This window comes from Streptomyces sp. AC627_RSS907 (assembly GCF_019049165.1).
Window position 1 is genome coordinate 24,417 of sequence record NZ_JAGMUE010000168.1, and the last position, 19,187, is coordinate 43,603.

General features: G+C 69.0%; 15 protein-coding genes and 4 pseudogenes. 10 read left to right on the top strand and 9 right to left on the bottom strand.

The window, feature by feature from the left end; translation table 11 throughout:
* Positions 1 to 16: 16 nt before the first annotated feature.
* Positions 17 to 940 (top strand): SDR family oxidoreductase, encoded by a 924-nt coding sequence (locus tag KUM32_RS29930; RefSeq protein WP_217145107.1) that lies wholly within the window; start codon positions 17 to 19, stop codon positions 938 to 940.
* 447 nt (positions 941 to 1,387) lie between these two features.
* Here the strand turns inward: KUM32_RS29930 and KUM32_RS29935 are convergent, their stop codons facing one another.
* A complete protein-coding gene (locus KUM32_RS29935) occupies positions 1,388 to 2,314 on the bottom strand; it encodes a LysR family transcriptional regulator (RefSeq protein ID WP_217145108.1) in 927 nt (308 codons plus the stop codon).
* A gap of 156 nt (positions 2,315 to 2,470) precedes the next feature.
* Here KUM32_RS29935 and KUM32_RS29940 point away from each other — a divergent pair, with 156 nt between their 5' ends.
* The 4 genes and pseudogenes from KUM32_RS29940 to KUM32_RS45055 all read left to right on the top strand — a co-directional run.
* Positions 2,471 to 3,214: an SDR family oxidoreductase gene (locus KUM32_RS29940; RefSeq protein WP_217145109.1), complete on the top strand. Its 744-nt coding sequence runs from the start codon at positions 2,471 to 2,473 to the stop codon at positions 3,212 to 3,214.
* A 285-nt stretch (positions 3,215 to 3,499) separates the two neighbouring features.
* Positions 3,500 to 4,048: pseudogene (locus KUM32_RS29945) on the top strand (transposase); the annotation flags it as partial.
* A gap of 1,184 nt (positions 4,049 to 5,232) precedes the next feature.
* Positions 5,233 to 6,522: a hypothetical protein gene (locus KUM32_RS29950; RefSeq protein WP_217145110.1), complete on the top strand. Its 1,290-nt coding sequence runs from the start codon at positions 5,233 to 5,235 to the stop codon at positions 6,520 to 6,522.
* A 92-nt stretch (positions 6,523 to 6,614) separates the two neighbouring features.
* Positions 6,615 to 6,752, top strand: a pseudogene (locus tag KUM32_RS45055) (IS5/IS1182 family transposase); the annotation flags it as partial.
* Between the two features lie 218 nt (positions 6,753 to 6,970).
* On the opposite strand, the gene KUM32_RS29955 reads toward KUM32_RS45055, so the two are convergent.
* Together KUM32_RS29955 and KUM32_RS29960 are read right to left on the bottom strand one after the other, a co-directional pair.
* Positions 6,971 to 7,804, bottom strand: a complete 834-nt coding sequence (locus KUM32_RS29955; protein WP_217145111.1) for an NAD(P)H-binding protein — start codon at positions 7,802 to 7,804, stop codon at positions 6,971 to 6,973.
* 933 nt (positions 7,805 to 8,737) lie between these two features.
* The gene (locus KUM32_RS29960) at positions 8,738 to 9,259 is read right to left on the bottom strand and encodes a MarR family winged helix-turn-helix transcriptional regulator (protein WP_217145112.1); all 522 of its coding nucleotides are present in this window, start codon (positions 9,257 to 9,259) and stop codon (positions 8,738 to 8,740) included.
* Positions 9,260 to 9,371: 112 nt separating this feature from the next.
* On the opposite strand from KUM32_RS29960, the gene KUM32_RS29965 reads away from it, so the two are divergent.
* The 3 genes and pseudogenes from KUM32_RS29965 to KUM32_RS43975 all read left to right on the top strand — a co-directional run bounded on the left by KUM32_RS29965 (position 9,372) and on the right by KUM32_RS43975 (position 12,238).
* Complete coding sequence (locus KUM32_RS29965; protein WP_217145113.1) at positions 9,372 to 10,889, top strand: MFS transporter; 1,518 nt, start codon at positions 9,372 to 9,374, stop codon at positions 10,887 to 10,889.
* 259 nt (positions 10,890 to 11,148) lie between these two features.
* Positions 11,149 to 11,741 (top strand): annotated as a pseudogene (locus KUM32_RS29970) (DUF4291 domain-containing protein).
* An 89-nt stretch (positions 11,742 to 11,830) separates the two neighbouring features.
* Positions 11,831 to 12,238: a hypothetical protein gene (locus KUM32_RS43975; RefSeq protein WP_254406343.1), complete on the top strand. Its 408-nt coding sequence runs from the start codon at positions 11,831 to 11,833 to the stop codon at positions 12,236 to 12,238.
* Positions 12,239 to 12,443: 205 nt separating this feature from the next.
* Here KUM32_RS43975 and KUM32_RS29980 read toward each other — a convergent pair whose 3' ends face one another.
* Together KUM32_RS29980 and KUM32_RS45450 are read right to left on the bottom strand one after the other, a co-directional pair.
* On the bottom strand, positions 12,444 to 13,376 hold the full coding sequence (locus KUM32_RS29980) for a glutaminase (protein WP_217145178.1): 933 nt from the start codon (positions 13,374 to 13,376) through the stop codon (positions 12,444 to 12,446).
* A gap of 98 nt (positions 13,377 to 13,474) precedes the next feature.
* Positions 13,475 to 13,978, bottom strand: a complete 504-nt coding sequence (locus tag KUM32_RS45450; RefSeq protein WP_374227567.1) for a hypothetical protein — start codon at positions 13,976 to 13,978, stop codon at positions 13,475 to 13,477.
* A gap of 317 nt (positions 13,979 to 14,295) precedes the next feature.
* Here KUM32_RS45450 and KUM32_RS29995 point away from each other — a divergent pair, with 317 nt between their 5' ends.
* On the top strand, positions 14,296 to 14,976 hold the full coding sequence (locus KUM32_RS29995; RefSeq protein WP_217145114.1) for a hypothetical protein: 681 nt from the start codon (positions 14,296 to 14,298) through the stop codon (positions 14,974 to 14,976).
* Between the two features lie 238 nt (positions 14,977 to 15,214).
* Positions 15,215 to 15,379, top strand: coding sequence for a hypothetical protein (locus tag KUM32_RS30000; RefSeq protein ID WP_217145115.1), 165 nt, complete (start codon positions 15,215 to 15,217; stop codon positions 15,377 to 15,379).
* 420 nt (positions 15,380 to 15,799) lie between these two features.
* On the opposite strand, the gene KUM32_RS30005 is transcribed toward KUM32_RS30000, so the two are convergent.
* From KUM32_RS30005 to KUM32_RS30015, 4 genes and pseudogenes are all read right to left on the bottom strand, one after another.
* Positions 15,800 to 16,861 (bottom strand): alpha/beta fold hydrolase, encoded by a 1,062-nt coding sequence (locus KUM32_RS30005; RefSeq protein WP_217145116.1) that lies wholly within the window; start codon positions 16,859 to 16,861, stop codon positions 15,800 to 15,802.
* Between the two features lie 567 nt (positions 16,862 to 17,428).
* A complete protein-coding gene (locus tag KUM32_RS30010; RefSeq protein ID WP_217145117.1) occupies positions 17,429 to 18,040 on the bottom strand; it encodes a dihydrofolate reductase family protein in 612 nt (203 codons plus the stop codon).
* 59 nt (positions 18,041 to 18,099) lie between these two features.
* A pseudogene (locus tag KUM32_RS43990) lies at positions 18,100 to 18,492 on the bottom strand (hypothetical protein); the annotation flags it as partial.
* 88 nt (positions 18,493 to 18,580) lie between these two features.
* Positions 18,581 to 19,153 carry a GNAT family N-acetyltransferase gene (locus tag KUM32_RS30015; protein WP_217145118.1) on the bottom strand — a complete coding sequence of 191 codons (573 nt, stop codon included), beginning with the start codon at positions 19,151 to 19,153 and terminating at the stop codon, positions 18,581 to 18,583.
* Positions 19,154 to 19,187: the final 34 nt, after the last annotated feature.

Sequence of the window (19,187 nt, forward strand, 5' to 3'; positions counted from 1 at the left end):
GCAGAGAGGGCGCACCATGCGCGTATTCGTCACCGGAGCCTCCGGACACGTCGGCTCCGCCGTCGTCCCCGAACTCCTCGACGCGGGACACCAGGTCGTCGGCCTGGCCCGCTCGGACCGGTCCGCCGCCGCGTTGAGGGCTGCCGGTGCCCAGGTGCACCGAGGCGACCTCGACGATCTCGACGGCCTCGCCGCGGCCGCCGCCGCGGCCGACGGCGTCATCCACCTGGCCTTCAAGCACGACGTGATGTTCGCCGGCGACTTCGACAGCGCGGTCGCAGCGGATCTGCGCGCCGTCCAGAGGCTCGGGGACGCGCTCGCCGGCACCGGCAAGCCTCTGGTGACCACATCGGGGACGATGCTGCTGGCCTCCGCGAAATGGGAAGACGCCGCCACCGAAGCCGACGTGATCGACGCGGGGCCGCGGATCGACGCCGAGAACGCGGTGGTCGCACTCGCGGAACGCGGCATCCGCTCGTCCGTCGTCCGGCTCGCTCCGACCGTGCACAGCGCGCTGGACCACAACGGCTTCATCCCGACCCTGATCTCCATCGCCCGGTCCAAGGGCGTCGCCGCCTACGTCGGCGACGGGGACAACCGCTGGCCCGCCGTGCACACGCTCGACGCGGCACGCCTGTACCGGCTGGCGCTGGAATCCGCGCCGGCGGGGTCACGGCTGCACGCCGTCGACGACCAGGGGATTTCCTTCCGGGAGATCACCGAGGCCATCGGCCGCGGGCTGAACGTGCCCGTGGTCAGCATCCCGACGACGCAGGCCGACGCCCACTTCGGCTTCCTGAGCGCCCACGTCACGGCCGACAACCTGTCCTCGAGCACGCTGACCCAGGACCTCCTCGGCTGGAAGCCCGTCCAGCCCGGCCTCATCGACGACCTCGGCCAAGGCCACTACTTCGACGTCCCGGCAACCCTCACCCCCTGAGGCCGCTCCAGTTCCATCCCGCTCGTTCCCCGCACCGCATCAAGGCGGCGCGGCCGAACCGGTCCTCACGACCATCACACCCACGCGACCCGCCGTGCACGCCGCCGTGCCACATCGCAGCGCAGGGAGACGAGCGACATGCACACAAAAGACGCACGTGAGCGGATCGATCCCGAACCCGTCGAGGCCCTGGCACCAGCTGCTGGTCCTGCGCGCCGGGTCGGCAGCCCGTGCTCATCGACCAGCTAGTCCCAGGCGACGGCGGTCACCGTCCTGCCCGAGGAATCAACGAGCGCGGTCGCGCCCCGCTCGGACTCCTCGGTGTACCGCTTCGTGTACGTGCTTCCTGCCTGGTGCCACCTCCTCCGAACCTCATGATCCCGGTCTCCAGGTGTCCGCGACCAAGGGGAAGCTTCACTCTCGCCGTGCCCTCCTGGACCGCACACGTCAGGCTTCGCGGACGAGGAAATTCTTCGCGGATTCACGGAAGTGGGCGACGAGCGGGTTGGCGTCCGCGAAACGAGTGGCGACCACCACCTGGCAGGGTTCGACTCCCTCGACGGGGATGGTGACGAGGTCGTTGCGGAGTGTGCAGCGCCGGTCGTCGGCCGGCACGAGGGCGATGGCCTGGCCGTCGGCGACGACTTCGAGCTTGTCCTCGAAGGTGTCGACGAGCATGGGACCGAGTGGAGCCGGGCTGCCGTCCGGACGGGGGTCGAGCCGCCAGAACCCGGTCCACAGCGCAGCCATGCCAGCACAGGCCACGAGGGGCTCGTCGGTGAAGTCGTCCGGGGTGACCGACTCCTTGCCGGCGAGGCGGTGGAACGCGGGCACGAGGAGTGCCCGGGGTTCGTCGTAGAGGACGGTCACCTCCAGACCGTCGCTCGGGATCGGGAGCGGCGTACGGACGACGAGCGCGTCGATCCGACCCTCGGGCAGGGCGCGAGCCTCGTCCCAGTCCAGGTGACGGGTGCGGACGTGGGTGTCGGGGTGACGGCGGCGCAGGTCCCGCACCGCGGGGGTGATGACGAGGTCCTCGACGTATCCGATGGTGACCGTACGCGGCGGCGCGGCGGCGCGTGCGGTGAGCACCGCCTGGTGAGCCGTGTGCAGGAGCGTCTGTGCCTGCGGGAGGAAGGCCGCGCCGGCCGCGGTGAGGCGACTGCCCTGAGTGGTGCGCTCCAGCAGGCGCACGCCGAGGACGTCCTCCAGCCGCTGGATCTGACGGCTCAGGGAGGGCTGGGCGACGTGCAGCGCCGCGGCCGCCCGGGCGAAGTTCAGATGCTCGGCGACGACCGCGAAGTACCGCACCAGTCTCAGATCCAGGTCAGGGCCGGGGTGGGGCGCCGTGGAGGGCGAGGCTTCGTCGGACATAACGGCAGCCTACCCGTTATGCAGATCCTGCATGACGGGGTGCAGAACAGGTCTTGGACGCCCGGTTCGGACGGTTGTTGACTCGAAGCTGTCCAGCCGGGGTCGACCGCTGGGACGAAAGCCAACAGCCGTTCTCACAGAAGGAGTGTGTCCGAAATGGGCAAGCACGAAGGCAAGCACGTGGTGATCACCGGAGGCAGCAGCGGCTTTGGACTGGCCACCGCGCAGCTGCTCGTGGACGAAGGGGCCCGTGTGCTGATCACCGGGCGTAACCAGGCCGCCCTGGACGCCGCACGCGACCGGCTCGGCGAGAGGGCGATCGCGGTCCGCAGCGACGCCGCGTCGCTGCCCGACATCGACGCGCTGGCCGACCGAGTGAAGGCCGAGTTCGGCACGGTCGACGCCCTGTTCGCCAACGCGGGCGTCAACGGCTTCGCGCCGTTCGAGGCGACGAGCGAAGAACTCTTCGACCAACTGCTGGCCATCAACGCCAAGGGCCCCTACTTCACGGTGCAGAAGCTCGCTCCGCTACTGGCGGAAGGCAGCGGCGTCGTACTCACCACATCCGTGGCGAACGTGCTGGGACTTCCGATGCTCAGCGCGTACGCGGCCGGCAAGGCGGCGCTGCGCTCGATGACCCGCAGCCTGGCCCGCGAGCTGCTCCCGCGCAAGATCCGTGTCAACGCGGTCAGCCCCGGCCCGATCGACTCCGGAATCCTGGAGAAGTCGATGCCCCAGGAGGCGGCCGAACAGACCAAGGCACAGATGGCGGCCGACAACCCCATGCTGCGCATGGGCACCCCCGTCGAGGTCGCCAGGACGGTGTTGTTCCTCGCCTTCGACGCCACCTACACCACCGGCGCCGAACTCGCCGTGGACGGCGGCGGCTCCCAGCTCTGACGCTCAGCTCCGGGAAGAGACGAAACGGTCCACACGTGTGTCCGTCCACCGGCGCGAGCGGCCACATCGGCTCCGGCCTCGTCCCGATAGTGGGCCTGTCGGGCGTTGTGCTCGGCGAGGCCGGTCCGGTCATGACGACCGGAGGGAGCTTGGGGTGCGGCAGGATCCGCGACGGCGACTCCGAGGCGATCCTTCCGCACCGTCTCCCCCTCGCTCTGGGCAACCCGGGCCGAGGAGTCCAATAAGTTCCTGGCCAGGCTCGACCAGGAGGTCTCGAAGTAGGTGGCCGACCGGCTCGTCGACCACCCCGGACCGGCTCTCGCCGCCCAGCCCCGGCGACGGTTCCGCAAGCGCACCGTGCTCATCGTGGACGGCACGCCGGCCCCCACCCGCGACCGGACCGTGGCCGCCTCCAGCAAGAACTCCTGCTGCTCCACCAACCACCAGGTCGTCGTCGACGCCGGCACCCGCCTCGTCGTCGCCGTCGGCGAGCCGCTGCCCGGCAACCGCGACGACTGCCGGGCCTGGCAGGAGTCCGGCGCGAAGACCGCCGTCGGCGCGGTCCCCGCGTTGATCGCCGACGGCGGTTACCGGGGCACCGGCCTGACCATCCCGCACTACCGCCGGAACAAGGACGAGGAACTGCCGGCCTGGAAGGAGGCCTGGAAGGAGGAGCACAGCGCCTCCCGCCGCCGCTTCCGCGCCCGCGTCGAGCACACCTTCGCCCGCATGAAGAGCTGGAAGATCCCCCGCGACTGCCGCCTCAGAGACGACAGCCTCCACCACGCCATGCTCGGCGTCGCCCGCCTGCACCACCTCACCCTCACCGGATGACAGGCGGACGAGCAGGTCAACCGGCATGTCCCCAAGCATTTACGGGACATCGTCCAGCGAGATCACCCTCGTCCGGGCAGGCGCCCGCTTCGAGAACGGTCACCTCGTCGAACATCCCGAGGACCCCGTCGCAACTGGCACTCCTCAACCGACCCACAGCTTCTGACGGTTGCTGTCGCCCGTGATGGGTATGCCGCTGAGCGGCGAGCCCGGGGCAGAAGAATCGCGGGACCGGGCCCGAGCGCGAACAGCACGCTCCGGCTGTACCTCCGCTCTACTTCTGCGACCGGACCTCCTCGGCTGGGCACGACACTTCGATCAAGGAGACTTGGCAGACGTGCGATGGTTTTCAAGGAAGAAGCCGGTGTCAGGGAGCGCTAATCGATCCGCCCCGGTTTCGGGAGAGTTTCTCTACGTACTTCAAGTCGGCGACACGGAAAGCAATGAAACGGTATCCAGCGAGCTTCTGGACCAGTTGGTCCGAGCCACGAAGGAGCCCGCTCTGAGTGCCCTGGACCGACACTTTCGTACTGAATCGTGGTGTTCGGAGATCAGGACACACACCAGCCGACAAGGACCCTGCGCCTATTTCTCCCTGACTATCACGGTCCAGCCCGGAGAAACTCAGGCCAGTATGCGAGAGCGCGTCGGGCGCGAGTACGTACGCAGGTGGGATGCTGCTGCACAACACCTGCTGTAGCGTGCAATGCATTAGCCCTCCCGGCAAGGCAGGGAGCCGTCAATCAGCTCACCTGCCTGACGGACGTGCAGGACCGGATGCCCGATCCTCGCCGGGTCCGGGGCCGCCGCTACCGCCTGGGCTCCCTGCTTGAAGTGCACGGTCGCCGTCCTCGGCGGAGCCGCGGCTGTGGCGGCCATCGCCCGCTTCGCTGCCGACCGGTCGACGAACCCGGCGACGCCTTGGTGGTCTTGCCGTCGGCGGCAAGAACGTGCGCGGATCCCGCACCGACGGTGCAGTCGTCCACCTGCTCGCCGCCGCGCTCCATGCCTGCCAGACCATGACACCCAGCGTCAGGTCGCCGCGAAGAGCAACGACATCCCCGCCTTCGCCCCGTTGCCGGACCGGATCCTGTCCAACGGGCGGCCGGTCCCGACGGGTTGGTAAAGGCTAGATGTCTCCGTTCCTGCCCCTCCAGGCGGTTCGATCACCGTACGCTGTCCTGATGCCCTCGAAACGCTCGATGATCCTTTCACTGTTCGGGTTCCTGGGTGGGCTCAGTTTGCAGATCATCGCAGTATTGATCGCCATTGCCCTGGTCCTCGTGGTCCTGGTCCTGGCCTACCTGCTCCGCGGATGGGGCAGGACTAAACTCGCGCCCCTGGTCGATTGGCAACAGACGTCCTCTGCGGCGTGGGCGGAGTGGCGGGTGACGAGCGCTCTGGCTCATATGGACTCTGCGGCGCCCGCCATATCCGATAGTGAACGGCGACGCCTGGTCGACACGGTGAAGACATGGCGTGTCCACGCCCCCTGGGCGGTCTCGTGGACCCTGGTCAAGCTGGCATTTCTGCTGGTGTTGCTGTTCAACATCAGCAGAATGATCAACAGCTTCACATGCGCGATGGAGAACCGAGATGCCCCGTCGTCGAGCAGGCCTGACTGCTCAGCCGAAGCGACAGGGCCGCTCCACGCGGTGTGGAACCCGAAGACGCAGCTCATCGAACAGGCCTGGAAAGAAGCCAAGCCGGTGGTCACCGAGCCACTGAACGATTTCGGACACACGGTCACCGTAGTCGCGGTGGCCGCCCTGCTCGTGTTCATCGGTATGATCGTCTGCACGCTGGTGGTCATCCTCGGGCAGCTCTTCGCCTCAAGGCCAATTCGCCGTACTCAGGCACCCGAGGTGTCAGGGGACTTGGGAGGCCCGGTCCGCCAGGTGGACTGCTGGCGGTTGGTGCTTGCGGTCCTCGCCACCTGTGCGGACGTGGGGAGAGCTCATCAGAAGCTGAAGTCCGATGGTGACGCACCACGCGTCAGCCTGGAGCGCGTGGAACACGTGGTCTACAGCGCCTGGCGAACCCGGCGCGGGAAGGTGAGGTCCTCCCAGAGAGGTGAATATACAGAGCACGCCGCTCACGTGGTCGGCGCTCTCCGCGCCATGGCAAGTAGGCAGGACCGTGACCCCGACCTCGGGAAGGTACTCGAAGACACGACTGTCATGCTGCTGAAAATCAGCGATCGCTACGCGCGGGCTCGCATTCTGGCGCTGCTTGATCCTGAGGACCTCGAAGGTGTCGAGCCGGTGAAGCGCCGGGAATGGCTACGGATCATGTTTGTGGCGGTCACCGTGATCGGCGTCGTCTCGGCAGCTATTGCCTGGAAATGGCCGGAGGCCGCGGTGGTTCCCCTGCTGTCAGTGGTGGCCCTGCTCGCCGGCAGCATCGCCTACAAGGGCCGGGTACGTGGCGCCGAACTGCTCTCCCTCCTGCGCGGACAGGGCCCCTCGGCGTAGGGGGGTATCGGGATGCGACCGACGGTGGGCATGAACAAGCTCCTGGTAGACGGGTTCACGACCAAGAACACCAGTCCGCCAGGAGCTTTCGCGTGCTTGTCCACCCATCCGGTGCCGAGCTGTCCAGTCGCGCCCTGCAATACCTCTCCAGCCACCTCGCCAGTCAACGCCGCCGGATCGGTTCCCGGTGGCGTCGCCTGACCTGTGGCCGGCAGGCCCTGCTTGTCCTGTGCACCGGTGCGCTGGTCGAGGGGGGCTTCCACCTGCGCAGCAGCAGACGACCTGCGCATCTCACCGTTCCGCGAGAACGGCGTCACCTGCGGCACCCCGGCCTGGGTCTGGTCGGTCGTCGCGGACGGTGACGTCCCTCCAGGACGCCCGATGCCGGCGTACTTCTGGGAATGAGAACGTGCACCCGTACGGATGGACGTGCTCGGGTCCAGGCGATTCAGCGGAAGGCGTCGGCGTTCTCCGAAGCCCATTGCCGGAACGGGCGAGCCGGCGTTCCGGTGATCCGGGAAACCGTGTCGCGCACCATCTGCAGCTCGTCGTTCACGTCCCCGCCCGTGACGTCGAGCACCGCGTCCGCGTACTCGGGCCCGAAGACCGCGGCCATCTGCGCGTGGGCCTGCCGGCGGCCGATCTCGGCGAAGGGAACCTCCCGGCCCAGTACCGCCGCGATGGCCTCGACCTGCTGTCGGGCGGTCACCGGCTCCGGCCCGGTCAGGGCATACGTGCGTCCGTGGTGACCGGGCTCGGTCAGTGCCACCCGTGCCACCGATGCGATGTCCGCAGGGTGGATGGTCGGCAGCGCGGTCTCGGCATACGGCGCGCGGACGGTCTCGCGGCCACGGATGGACGCGGCCCACATCAGGGCGTTCGACGCGAACTGCGTCGGCCGCAGGATCGTCCAGGCCATGCCGGTTTCCTTGAGCAGTTGTTCCACCGTCAGGTTCTCGCCGGCGGGGCCGAGGTGCGGGTGGGTCTGGACGGTGATGGATGACACCAGCACGACGTGCTCCACGCCGGCCTGCCGGGCGGCTTCGAGGATGTCGGCGTCCGGGCCCAGACGCGACACGAGAAACAGCGAGCAGACCCCCTTCAGCGCGGGCTTCAACGACGCCGGATCCGCGAAGTCGCCCTCCACGGCCTCGACTCCTTGGGGGAAGACGGCCCGTGCGGCATCGCGGGTGAGCCCTCTCAGCGGCCCGACACCACGTGCGTGCAGCTCCTTCAGCAGGGCACTGCCTATGTTTCCGGTGGCTCCGGTCACGAGGATCACGAGCGTGTTTCCCGTCGTCAGATGATCAAGTAGGCGACACGCTAAAACCTCAACAACGCTTCAGGTCAAGAGGGCGCCTGGCCATGCCCGCGGGTGGGCGCGTCCTCCGTACTCGGCTGTGCCCGTTCACGTTCACGTGTACCCACTCCGGCCCAGATTTCGGGCACATTCCCCTTCACCGGCTCGTCGTACGTCGATCCCGCAGACGACCTCGCCGGCGTTGTCCTACCGCAGTGATCGAGTTGCGTCTCCCCGTCAGCGGTCGAGTCGTCGCGGGGCTCTGAGCGGTCAAGTCCCGTAAGCGATCCAGCGGCTCACCCTTCAGGACGTGGCGGGTTCGGGGGCACGGTCTGCTGGTGGACAGCAAGCCGGCGACTGCTTGGACGGTGGCGCTCATGTGTTCGCGGCGGCCGAGGTGGCGGGCCGGGGTTCGCCAGTTCTTCAGGTGGGCGATGCCGTGCTCGACCCTGATGCAACGGGCCGGCCTCCTCGACGAGTCCAGCAAGCAAGCACTCCGCCTGTCAGGCCGTGATCCGCCGACCGCTGATGACCACCGCACGCGTCGAGTCCACCACCGCGGGCACCATCGCCCGCGCCTCCGCCTGAGCTCGTCCAGGCAGTGGCCGTGGGCCGAGGCTGTGACTCGCGATGCCTCTCGTCGGCCTGCTCACCCCAGTGGAAACGCCCCTCGGCATCAGGCCGCGCGACGTGCAGCACGAGGAGAGGCGGCCGCCGGCAGAACCCGAGGGCTCATCCGTGCTGCTGCACATGCTCGATGACCGTCGGATCCATGCGGTCCGCTCCGTCCCGGTCGCCGTGGTCATGCGCTCGACGTGACGCTCACCTCGTACCCTCCGCACATGCCTGACGATCCATTCCAGTGCCGCCGCGTCCTCTGCCGGGGAGCGAGCTGGGCGGTTGGAAGCAAGCCGGTCAGGGAGTTCGGCCATCAGGGGTGCGGGCGGGCGGGGGGCATGTGTCCTGATCGGCCAGGTGGCTGTTCATGGTGGTGTTCAGGTCGGCCATGAACGCTTCTACCTGTTCCAGGAACCGGGGCGGGTAGTGCGACATCGCGGCGTCGAGGCGGTGGGCGAGCGGGCCGAAGAACTCGTCCGCCCGTTCCTGGATGTGGGCTCCGCTGCGCAGGGTGACGATGCGCCGGTCGGAGTGCTCGCGGGCGCGGGTGATGTGCCCCGCCGCTTCGAGACGGTTCAGGAGCGCGGTGGTGGCGCCGGTGGACAGGGAGATCCGCTCGCTCAGCCGCGCCGGTGACAGGGGAGTGCCGCGCTCCTCGGCGGCGGCGATCTCCAGGACCGCGGTCGCGTCGGTGGAGTGCAGGCCCAGCCAGGCGGCGAAGCGACGACTGAGCTCGGCGTAGTGGCCGCCGTAGGCCCTCAGTGATTCCATCAGCCGCTCACGCTGCTCCGCGACGCCGTCGCGCACGGCTTCCTCCATGCCGGCCCTCCACCTTTCTCTCCTGCCGCGCGGTTCCGCACGGTCCGCACGGTCCCTCCGCTTTGACAACCTACCGTCACCCACTTTACCTTCACCGTGGAATTACTTCATCATGGAGGTACCTGGCGTGTGTGACCCGTCCCCCACCCCTGACAAGACGACCGAGCCCTACCGATGGCGATGGCTGATCCTGGCGGTGATGATCGTCGCGGAGATCATGGATCTCCTGGACGCCTCGATCGTCAACGTCGCCGGACCGGACCTGGAGGAATCACTCGGTGCCGGTTCCGTCGGACTGCAGTGGGTGATCGGCGGCTACGCCCTCACCCTGGGCGCCGGGCTCGTGCTCGGCGGCCGGCTCGGCGACCGCTACGGCCGGCGCAGAATGTTCCTGACCGGACTTGCGGCCTTCACCGCGACCTCCCTGCTGTGCGCGATCGCGCCGGACATCGAGTCGCTGATCGCCTTCCGCCTGCTGCAGGGCGCCGCCGGAGCCATGCTGCTGCCCCAGGGCCTCGGCCTGCTGAGGGAGAACTTCTCCGGCCCCGAGCTCACCAAGGTCTTCGCGATCTTCGGACCCGTTCTCGGCCTGGGCGGCATCATCGGCCCGGTCCTGGGCGGCTTCCTCATCGAGGGCGACTTCTTCGGCCTGGGCTGGCGGTCGGTGTTCCTGGTCAACCTGCCCATCGGAATCGCTGCGTTGATCGTCGCCGCGAAGTTCGTACCCAAGAAGGCGGGCGACCGCACGGTACGGGTCGACATGACCGGCGCCGCCCTGGTCGTGATCTCCTGCGCTCTGCTGGTGCTGCCGCTGAATCAGGGGCAAGAGAACGGCTGGCCGCTGTGGACGTGGCTGTCCATGGCCGCCTCGGTGACCGGGTTCGCTCTCTTCGCCCTTCAGCAGCGCCGCACGGCCGCCGCGGGCCGCGAGCCGCTGGTGACGCCGGGCCTGCTGCGCAAGCCGGCCTTCACCGTCGGGCTGGGCGGCATCGCCCTGTTCTTCGGCGGACTGGTCGGCACCCAGCTCGTCCTGACCCTGTTCCTCCAGATCGGCCAGCACTTCACGGCCGGTGACGCGGGACTGGGCAACCTGCCCCTCGCCGTGGGAACCGCGATCGGCGGCGCCATCAGCGGCGCGTTCCTCGCCGACAAGATCGGCCGCAAGGTGCTCCAGATCGGACCGCTGGTCCAGCTGGCCGGCGCGGCCGTGCTGTGGTGCGAGCTCGACGGCCGCGACGCCGCCTCGTTCTCGATCCGGGACATCGTTCCCGGCGTGGCGGTGGCGGGCATCGGCGCCGGCATGGTGATCGCCGCCCTGTTCGGCTTCATCCTCGCCGCGGTCGCCGACGACGAGATCGGCTCCGCCTCCGGTGTCCTGTCGGCGGTCCAGGCGGTCGGCGGCTCCATCGGCGTCGCGGTCTTCGGCTCGGTGTTCTTCGCCCAGGCCAAGACCGGTGACTTCACCGGCGGCTTCCACCGCGCGCTGATCGTCCAGGCAGGTCTGCTGGTGGTCTTCCTCGCGATCACCTTCCTGCTGCCCAGGAAGGGCCGCCCCGAAGAGGAGCAGCACGGCATCACCCCCGAGGCGACTGCCGACGGCTCCGGCACCAAGCAGCACCTCACCGTCTGAACCCGGCCCGGGACCGTGCGCGGCAAGCGGTCCCCGGCCGGCCCGGACGAGTCCCGTCGCCGCCACCGTCACCGCGCAGCCGGAGAATGCCGCGCTGGACACCGGCGAGGCGCTGGTCGCCGGATACGGCGGTGTGCCGTCAGTGAGCGGCGCGGCCCTGCAGGGCCGAGGTGACGAGGTCGCTCTGTCGCAGGTTCGACAGCCGAGTGCGCCGCAAATTCGATGGCGCGCATCGAACGGTGCCCCCACGCTGGTCACCGTGGCAGAACCCAAGCACCAGATCCGCGCCCTGTACACCGCTACCACGGTCACCGTCTACCAGGCGTACAGGCCGGAGATCGGCCTTCCTGCGGCCCGGGACGGTCGCTTCCCGGCGACCTGGCAGCGGGACCGGATGACTGGGTCAAGCCCTCCTTCCTCTGGATGATGTACCGCTGCGGATGGGGCTCCAAGGACGGCCAGGAAACCGTCCTCGCCATCGAGATCACCCGAGAAGGCTTTGAGTGGGCACTGGAACATGCCTGCCTGGCCCACTATGAGCACGGGCTGCATCATGACCGCACGACCTGGAAACGGCAGTTGAAGCGGTCTCCGGCCCGGGTCCAGTGGGACCCGGAACGTGACCTGCGCCTGCAGCCGCTTCCTCACCGCTCGCTCCAGCTCGGTCTCACAGGAGAAGCGGCACACCGCTACGCGGACGAGTGGACGGTCTCCATCACCGACATCACCACACTTGCGCACACGATTCACGACCACGTACGGGACGGAGACCTGACCGCGGCACGACGCCTCCTCCCCGCAGAGCATTCCTACCCAGTGCCCGATGGGAGCTTGGACCACTTGCACCGGTGAGCAGAGCCGCCAACTGAGATGAGGTCTTACGAGTTGGTGCGTGATGGCGGGTAAGGCGTGCCGGTCCGTTGGGGGACTGCTGTTCAGGCTTGAGCGGTGCGGTCGGAGCCGAGGCCGGCGACGGCGCGGTAGCCGCGATGGGGCCGGCGCGTCAGTTGCTTCCAGCGTTTGTGATCACCGAGGGCGTGTTCGACGGTGATGCGGTCGGAGGAGTGCCCGTGGCGGTCGCGTTCCCACTGTTCGACTCTGCCGAGCAGCTCACCAGGAGGTTCACCAAGCCGCGGCCCGCCGAGATGCTGTTCGAGCGGGCAGCCGGCCCCTGTCCGGGGACAGAGACTGTCCGACAAGGCGCTCGCCGCAGTCCGGGCCCGGTCGAGCGCGGCTTCGCCCGCCTGAAGAACCGGCGCGTGCTCGGCAAGGTCCGCACCTTCCCGAACTGGGCGACTGCGCTGGTACGGACCCTGCTGTTCCTGACGAACCGCGACGTCACACGCTGACCGACGGCCTTCACCGAAGTCACACGCTCACAACCGGCGAGAGCACCCCGGCAGCGGCGCACACCAGGACCGTGACAGGCCCGTGACCTGCCACTTCTCGATGCACGCCACTCACTGCTTCAGGCGCTGACGCAGAGCGGTGTCCATCACGCGCATACGTGACCGTCGACAAGCCGGAGCCTTGGAGCCGCCCGGCCCGGCGGGATCAGAACACCGACAGCCCCGTGAGGGTGGTGAAGAGGTCGAGTGCCGCCACTCCGGCGACGGAGTTGCCCCGTTCGTCCAGGCCGGGGCTCCACACGCACAGTGCGCAGCGACCGGGCACGACGGCGATGATGCCGCCGCCCACCCCGCTCTTGCCGGGCAGGCCGACGCGGTAGGCGAAGTCGCCGGCGGCGTCATACGTTCCGCAGGTCAGCATGACGGCGTTGACCTGCTTGGCCTGGCTGCGGGTCAGCAGCCGGGTGCCGTCGGCGCGTATGCCGTGCCGGGCCAGGAGGGTGGTCGCCAGCGCGAGGTCGGCGCAGGAGGCCGTGACCGAGCACTGGCGGAAGTACTGGTCGAGCAGGAGCGGGACAGGGTTGTCGATGTTGCCGTAGGAGGCCATGAAGTGGCCGAGGGCGGCGTTGCGGTCGCCGTGCGCGGCCTCCGAGGCGGCGACCGCCAGGTCGAAATCGAGGTCCGGGTTCCCGCTCTCGGCACGCAGCAGCCGCAGGAGCTCGCCCGCCGCGTCACCGGTGCGGGTGTGGAGGCGGTCGGTGACGACCAGGGCGCCGGCGTTGATGAACGGGTTGCGCGGGATGCCGTTCTCGTACTCGAGCTGTATCAGGGAGTTGAACGGGTTGCCGGAAGGTTCGCGGCCCACGTGCTCCCACAGTTCGTCGCCCTCATGGGTCAGGTCCAGGGCCAGGGTGAAGACCTTGGTGATGGACTGCGTGGAGAACGGCTCGCGCCACTCGCCCACCCCGTGGACGGTGCCGTCCAGCTCGGCGACGGCCATGCCGAAGGCGCGCGGGTCGCGGGCGGCGAGCGCCGGGATGTAGTCGGCGGACCGCCCCCGGCCGGGCGTCCGCGCGATCTCCTCGGCAATATGTTCCAGAACCTGCTGATAGTCCATCGTCGATGTCACGGCGTCCATTGTGCTCACAAGGCCCCTGGGGCTGCGGTGAGGCCCTCGTCGGCGATGGCGCGGACCGCCGGCGACTCCGGTCTCCGTCCGGAAGACTCGGCAGGCCGCTACCGCGGATCTTCGCAGTGGACTACACCGAACGCCTGGAACGGCCCGCCGCAGGCTTCGTCCAGCCCATGCTCAGCGTAGTCAACGCGTCCCACCGCGGGGGCCAGGTTGTCCCACAGGTGCCAGGCGTCGACGGTCTGGCGGGCTGGTGGCCGTGGCGTTCCCGACCGAGCTGGTCGTCTCGCTGAACGGGTTCCTGGTCGGGCAGGCGGCTCTGATTCCTTGTCGCCGATCAGCGTCCGGGCAGGACGCGCGGCGATGAGGCTCGGTTCGGCGGAGAGGAGGTCCAGCAGGGTCTCGCGCTCGTCGGCCTTGGCCCCGGTCAGGGCGAACGCGACGGGCAGGCCCTGGAGGGTGCACACCAGGTGCAGCCGCAGGCCCCAGAAGAAGCGGCTGTGACTGGCGCAGGAGCGGCCCGACCTGATCGTCCCGGACGTGATGCTGCCCGACTTCGACGGCTTCGAGGTGGCCCGCCGCCTGCGGGAACATCCCGCCGGCACCACGGCACCACGGCACCACGGCACCACGGCACCACGGCACCACGGCACCACGGCACCATCAGCACTACAACCGGTACCGGGCCCGGCTGCGAGCTCCGGGCGAACGTGCCTTCGCCCGCCTCAAGCAAGGGCGGATCCTCCGCCGAGTCCGGTACCGCACCAACCGCACCGGACACCCCGTCGCTGCCCTTCACGCCATCGAGCCATTGTGATCAACAACACGGCTCGCCCGGCCACCGACGCGTCCGGGACAGCGTCTTGTGCTTCACACCGGGAGGCCTTGTCCGGCGCCTCCGGTTTCTCACGTGAAACGAGGACCCGTGCTGACTGCACTCTTCGACCGGGTGGGTCATCCCGTCGTCGCTTGCCTGGCCGCCGGCGGAATCGCCGCCGCCGTTCTGATCGGCAAGGACGGTCTGGACACGGTGGTGGGCTGCGGGACCACCGACGACGCCTACCCCTCCCAGACGGCGAAAGACTGGGTCACCCAGGCCGATCACGTCGTCGTGGCCACACCGACCGCCGAGCAGGAGAGCAACCGGCGGAACTTCTCCGAAGGACCGATCGAGTATGCGACCGACCGCTCAGTGACCTTTCGGACGGATGACGTGCTGTGGTCTGCGAAAAGCCCTCGGCACTCCCTCGGCGACACCTTCGGCATGGAGGCCGCCGGCTGGAAGGTGCGCCGGGAGAGCGGCACCCGCACGAAGGCAACGACTGCTTCCGCCCCGCGCCTCGAAACCGGTCACACCTACCTCCTCGCGCTGCGCTGGGCGGGTGACCGCTGGATCACCCTGGGAGAGGGCGCAGCCGTCCCGTTCGACGACCGCACTGTTGCCCGGGGTGAGTGGTGCGGGCGTGTTCTGAGCGAGGACGACGTCGCGGCAGGGGAACACTTCTCCCGCATCGATGACAAGAGCCTGGAGAAGCGCCTGGTCGGCCAGGACGAGCAGGCAGTGAAGCGCGAACTCGACGGCGCGACGGCGAAGACGGGAAGGTAGTGGTCCTGGTGCCGCGGGTGGTGGCCGGCAGGACGTCGCAGCGGTCTGCTTCGGAGTACTGGGTCGGAAAGTGCACCTCCTGGCCATCGTCGACCGCCTCACCTCCAACGGCACCTGTGAAGAACGGCTCAGGGGCATGGGTGGTCGACACCGACCAGCCGTTCCTGCGCGCGACGTTCGATGACGCCGACGGTGACACGGTCAACGGCGCCTTCGACATCCGTGACGCCGTGACGCCGTGACCAAGGAGAAGGCCGGCGACCATCTCGTCCCCGACTGGACCGCCGCAGGGCGACCGACCAGTGTGCGGGTGCCGTCTGATCTGCTCACCAACGGCAGAACCCACGAGTTCCGCGCCTCGGCCTACGACGGCACGCACCACGACACAGGCTGGACGCAATGAACGAAGTTCACCGTCGAAGAAGAAGCCCCGGTGGCGGGGACGGGGACGGCCCCGCTGGCCGGCCGAGCCTGAAGGGGCACCCCGCGTGGAGATCCAGGACGCGGTCGGGATCCGTTTCCCGCAGGACTCGTAGCAGTCCGGGCGCTCGCCGGGACAGGTGACCGACGACGGCGCTGACGTCGGCGTGGGCGGTGTCGGCGGATGTGCCGAACCCGGCGGCGATCTGCGCACGGTGGCGCAACGAGGCTCCTGCGCTGACGAGTTGAGACGTCGAACACCTCTCTCAACGGCACAGGAGCCTCGTGCGCTGCGGAAGACCAGCCCGTCACCCGGCCGGTGGCCACTCTGAAAACGCTCACTGCTGCAGCAGGCGCCGCCCGGTGGTGTCCCGTCGGCGAGGCGTCGGGGCGGCCCCGCCTGCTACCCGGCGAAGAACCGGGTCAGCTCGCGCTGGAAGCGGCCGGCGGCCTCCATCTGCGGATTGTGGCCCACCCCGGGCAGCTCCACGAGGCGGGCGTCGGGAATGGCTTCCGCGGTGCGCTTGCCCAGGACCGGGTAGTTGCCGAGCTTGTCGCGGTCGGCCGGGGTGGCGTACTCCTTGCCGATGGCCGTCCGATCCTCCTGCCCGATGACCAGCAGGACGGGCGCGCGCAGCCGGCCGAACTCGTGGACCACGGGCTGGTGGTAGGCGGTCTGGTAGGTCAGCGCAGCGGCCATCGCCCAGCGCGGGTACTCAGCGCTGAGCGTGACGCGGCAGCGGATCTCCACATTGCGCTCGTACTCGGGGCGCCAGCGCACCACATAGCCCCGGTAGAAGGCGCGGAGGGCCGCCTGGTCGGTCTTGCCGAGCTCGTCCGCGAACAGCTTCTCGGTGGTGTGCTCCGGGACCAGTTCGCGGTAGTCCTCCAGGCCGACCGGATTGGCCAGCGCCACCCGCAGGGTACGGCGGGGGTGCCGGAGGGCGAACCGGGTGGCGAGCATGCCGCCCATCGAGTGGGCCACGAGATGCGTACGGTCCACGCCGAGGTGGTCCAGGAGCGCGGCGGTGTTGTCCGCGAGCATTGCGAATCCGTAGTCGACCGCGGGCTTGCTGCTGCGCCCGAAGCCGATCTGGTCGGGGATGACGACCCGGTAACCGGCCTTCGCGAGCGCCCGGGCGGTGGGAGCCCAGGCTCCGCCGTCGAAGTTCTTGCCGTGCAGCAGCGTGACCGTCTGCCCGTTGGCCCGGCCGCTCGGCGCCACGTCCATGTACGCCATGTTGACGATCTCGCCCTGGACCACCAGGCGGAGGAAGGAGAAGGGGAACGGGGAGGGGAAGCCTTCCAGGCCGATGCCGATCGGCTCGGTGTAAACAGGGTCGTCGCCCGTCCTTCCCTGGGTCGGCGACGCGGACGTAGCCGCGGAGGCGGTCACCGCGGGAGCCAGCAGGGAGGCGGCGGGACTCGCGGCGGCGGCGAGGAGCAGGGAACGGCGCGAACTCATGGTCTGTTGCATCCTTCCGGACGGTGCGCTGGGACGAATGTTCCGGGTTCGGCGGTGCCACTGTTTCCAACGGGCTTACCGGTACGGATGGTTCCGCTGTCCTCCCGCGCAGCTGAGGGAGCGGGTGGGGCCGCCTTGTGATGCCATCGCGTGCGCAGGGCGTCCTTGGCACAGGTTGCCGAGCCGTGTCGGCGCTGTCCGTACTGAGGTGGCTGGACGGACTGAGGCGTCCCGCGGAGTGTGGACACGGGGGTTCGTGCTGCTGCGCGTGTGAGTTCAGGTCCTCGCTGGTGCTGCTGTTCGAACTCGGCAGGTGAAAGGTGGTTGAGGGCGCTGTCGCGCCGTCGAGTGTCGTAGTAGGTAGGCCACTGGAAGATTTCCAGCCGCGTCTGTCGCATCGTGCTGAAGAGCCTGCAGCGCCCCGACCGCAGAGCAGTACGGATGCCCTCGAACCCGGCATCCTCGCGGCCCGTCGGATCCAGCTCGCTGCCAGGCACCCACCCCACCATCACGGAGTCCGTCTCCCACCGCACCCGCAGGACGAGCGCAGGAGCTCCAGAGTGAACCTCAGGGGCGGCGGTAGCACAGGGCGACAGCGCCTGTCGTGGGGATGGTGGTGGCGTGGGAAAGTCGCCATGTCGACGAGAGGCCGTCGGGCAGCAGGCGCACTCCTCCACCGAGGGTCGTCGGGAGCACGGTCAGGGAGAGTTCGTCGATCAAGTCAGCCTTGAGGAGCGCCTTGATGATGCTGGCGCTGTTCAGGACGAGAATGTCGCGGCCCGGCGCGGCCTTGAGGGAGCGAACCTCGGCTTCGAGGTCGCGGGAGACTCGGGCGTTGACCCACTCCGTCCTGTCCAGGTCGGTTTGCTGCAGGGTCGTGGAGATGACCACCTTGTCGACGGTGGCGAGCCAGTCACCCAGATCGCGAGTCCGGGCCGAACTGGCCGGGTCGTTGGTCAGGCCGGGCCATACGGAGGTGAAACCCTCCCAGTTGACGCGGCCGACGACCGCCGTGCTTACCCCGCGCCAGATCCCCTCGTACATGATCTCGCTCTGCTCGCTGGTGATGTGCTCCATGGCCCAGCTCATGTCGTCCTCGGGGCCTGTACTGGTGTACCCGTCCATCGAGACAACGGCGTCGGCAATGACCTTGCGCTGCTGTTGGGTGTTCGCAGGCATGGTGGGTTCCCTTCTGACTGTTGACGTTCGCTCCGTAGGACTCCTGGCACCGCCGGAACTCATCGCTCGGCGAACGTCAGAACCGCAGCGTGAACGACGTCCCGTTGCTGGTCTGCGACGGGCTCAAGGGCCTGCCCGAGCCGGTCACGTGCGGCGATGGTCTCAGGTCGCCTGGCCGTTCTGCCCCTGGTGTGACGGGTGGCGAGACGCCGGTTCTTCGAGCCGAGGGGTCTGCCGGGGCCTGGTCGGTTGGGTTTTCGCGTACGGGCCGGACAGGGCAGGTCCGGACGCAGGTTTCTGCACCCCCGGCGGACCCGCGCAGGGGGTGAGCCGACCGGTCTCGGCCGGCTTCTCCCGGGCACGGCGTAGATCCGCGACCAGCGGCCGGCCGAGACGGAGTGGGGTGTGGGCCGCGATGATCAGCCAGCTCAGCGGTCAGCCGCCTGGGGCGTGCAGGCAAGCGAAGACGTCGAGCGCGCCGGAGCGGCCCACGGTGACCTCGGTGGGCGTTGCGGACCGAAAGGCGGGCAGGTCTCGGTCCTAGCGGCCGGCCGTCGGCGTGGCCGTCGGGTGCCACTCGCGGCGGAGGAGGCCGAAGACCCAGGAGTCGGAGACGTCGCCGTTGACGACGCAGTCCTCGCGGAGGGTGCCTTCGCGGACGAAGCCGAGCTTCTCCAGGACCCGGGCGGACGCCACGTTGCGGGTGTCGGCCTCGGCCTGGACGCGGTTCAGGTCCAGGGTGTCGAACGCCCACCGCAGGACGGCGTGCGTGGTCTCCGTGGCGTAGCCGTGGCCCCACGCGGCGGCGTCGAAGACGTAGCCCAGGGAAGCGCTGCGGAAGTCCGGGTTCCAACTGGTCAGGCCGCACCAGCCGATGAACGTGCCGTCGGAGACGCGGTCGACGGCCACCCGCGTTCCCGTGCCTTCCTCCTCGATCGTCCGGCAGGTGGCGAGGAAGCGCTGGGCGCGGGCCGGTTCGGCCCACGGCGGGGAGTCCCAGTAGCGCATCACGTGGGCGCTGCTGTGCAGCGCGTACAGCGGCGCCGCGTCGGCGTCGGTGAACGGCCGCAGTCGCAGGCGGTCAGTGTGCAGCTCGGGGGTGGTCAATCTCATGCGGAGCATCCTGCCGCGTCATGCCGGCCCCCGG

Coding starts and splice junctions, on each gene's coding strand:
- KUM32_RS29930 (WP_217145107.1), top strand. CDS start 17: ATGCGCGTATTCGTCACCGGAGCCTCCGGACACGTCGGCTCCGCCGTC.
- KUM32_RS29935 (WP_217145108.1), bottom strand. CDS start 2,314: ATGTCCGACGAAGCCTCGCCCTCCACGGCGCCCCACCCCGGCCCTGAC.
- KUM32_RS29940 (WP_217145109.1), top strand. CDS start 2,471: ATGGGCAAGCACGAAGGCAAGCACGTGGTGATCACCGGAGGCAGCAGC.
- KUM32_RS29950 (WP_217145110.1), top strand. CDS start 5,233: ATGCCCTCGAAACGCTCGATGATCCTTTCACTGTTCGGGTTCCTGGGT.
- KUM32_RS29960 (WP_217145112.1), bottom strand. CDS start 9,259: ATGGAGGAAGCCGTGCGCGACGGCGTCGCGGAGCAGCGTGAGCGGCTG.
- KUM32_RS29965 (WP_217145113.1), top strand. CDS start 9,372: ATGGAGGTACCTGGCGTGTGTGACCCGTCCCCCACCCCTGACAAGACG.
- KUM32_RS29980 (WP_217145178.1), bottom strand. CDS start 13,376: ATGGACGCCGTGACATCGACGATGGACTATCAGCAGGTTCTGGAACAT.
- KUM32_RS30005 (WP_217145116.1), bottom strand. CDS start 16,861: ATGAGTTCGCGCCGTTCCCTGCTCCTCGCCGCCGCCGCGAGTCCCGCC.
- KUM32_RS30010 (WP_217145117.1), bottom strand. CDS start 18,040: ATGCCTGCGAACACCCAACAGCAGCGCAAGGTCATTGCCGACGCCGTT.
- KUM32_RS30015 (WP_217145118.1), bottom strand. CDS start 19,153: ATGAGATTGACCACCCCCGAGCTGCACACTGACCGCCTGCGACTGCGG.